This window comes from Actinosynnema sp. NPDC059797, assembly GCF_042732085.1.
Lineage (GTDB): Bacteria > Actinomycetota > Actinomycetes > Mycobacteriales > Pseudonocardiaceae > Actinosynnema.
The window spans coordinates 1-1,446 of record NZ_JBHWIE010000724.1; the positions used below are offsets into that span (position 1 = coordinate 1).

At 77.5% G+C, this 1,446-nt stretch carries 1 protein-coding gene; it reads left to right on the plus strand.

Features of this window, described 5'->3' with window-relative positions:
- Positions 1-244: 244 nt before the first annotated feature.
- Positions 245-1,446, plus strand: a 1,202-nt coding sequence (locus ACFV4N_RS43690; protein WP_499678593.1) for an AfsR/SARP family transcriptional regulator, incomplete at its 3' end; no start/stop codon positions are given.

Consider the following 1,446-nt stretch of genomic DNA (forward strand, 5'->3'; position numbering starts at 1 on the left):
TCACTCCCTACTTCGTCGGCAGCGTCTTCTTCGTATTCGAGACTGCGCAGGACGAGTGGCGCTAGGGCGGGTGCTTCGCGGTCGGCGTCGTGCTAGACGATGTGTCGCTGTCGCCGCCGGGCCGCCTCCCACCCGCGCCCACCACTCGCCGACGTTCCCACCGGACCGCCTGCCACCCGCGCCCGTCATTCGCCGACGTTCCCGCCGGACCGGCTCCGCACCGCCTCCCTGAGAGAATGGCGGCGTGCGGATCAGGGTGCTCGGCCGCCTGGAGGTCTCCGGCCCGGACGGCGAGCCCGTCCACCTCGGCGGGGCGATGCTGCGCGCACTGCTGGTCCGGCTGGTCCTGGACGCGGGCCGGGTGGTCACCACCGACCGGCTGATCGCCGACCTGTGGCCGGACGCCGCGCCCGCCGACCCCGCCGCCGCCCTCCAGTCGCTGGTCGCCAGGCTGCGCCGGGCCCTCGGCCGGGACGCGATCGGCTCCCACCCCACCGGCTACCGGCTGGACGTCCCGCGCGAGGAGATCGACACCGAGGTCTTCGCCCGCGCCGTCGCCGAGGGGCGTCCGCACGAGGCGCTGGTCCTGTGGCGGGGCGCGCTGCCCGCGGACGTCGCCGACGCCGGGTTCGCGCGGGCCCCGGTCGCCCGACTGACCGAGCTGCGGCTCGGCGCCCTCGAAGCCCGCATCGACCGGGACCTCGCGGCGGGCGGCGCGCCGGACCTGGTCGCCGAGATCGAGGAGCTGGTCGCCGCGACGCCGCTGCGCGAGGGGCTGCACGCCCGCCTGATGCGCGCCCTGTGCGCGCGTGGCCGCCAGGCCGAAGCCCTCGTGGCCCACGAGCGCGCCCGTGCGCTGCTGGCCGAGGAACTGGGCGCGGACCCCGGACCGGAGCTGCGCGAAGCCCACCGGCAGGCCCTGCGCGCGCCGGTGCGGCGGTCGCCGCTGCCCGCCCGGCTGACCAGCTTCGTCGGTCGCGACCGCGAACTCGACGAGGTGGTCCGGGCGCTCGCGAACGCCCGGCTGGTCACGCTCACCGGCGCCGGCGGCGCGGGCAAGACGCGGCTGGCCGTGGAGGTCGCCGAGCGCGTGCTCGCGACCGCGCCGGACGGGGCGTGGCTGGTCGACCTGTCGCCGGTGGTCGCGGCGGACGGCATCGGGTCCGCGGTGCGCTCCGCGCTCGGCACCACCGACGAACCCGCCGACGTCCTGGCCGACCGCGACGGCCTGCTGCTGTTGGACAACTGCGAGCACCTGGTCGACGGCGCCGCGGAGTTCGCCGCAGACCTGCTCGCCCGCTGCCCCCGGCTGCGCGTGCTCGCCACGAGCCGGGAACCGCTCGGCGTCACCGGTGAGGTGCTGCGCCCGCTCGACCCGCTGCCCGAGGCGCAGGCGGTCGCCCTGTTCGCCGACCGCGCGCGGGCCGTCCGGCCGGGGTTCGCGCC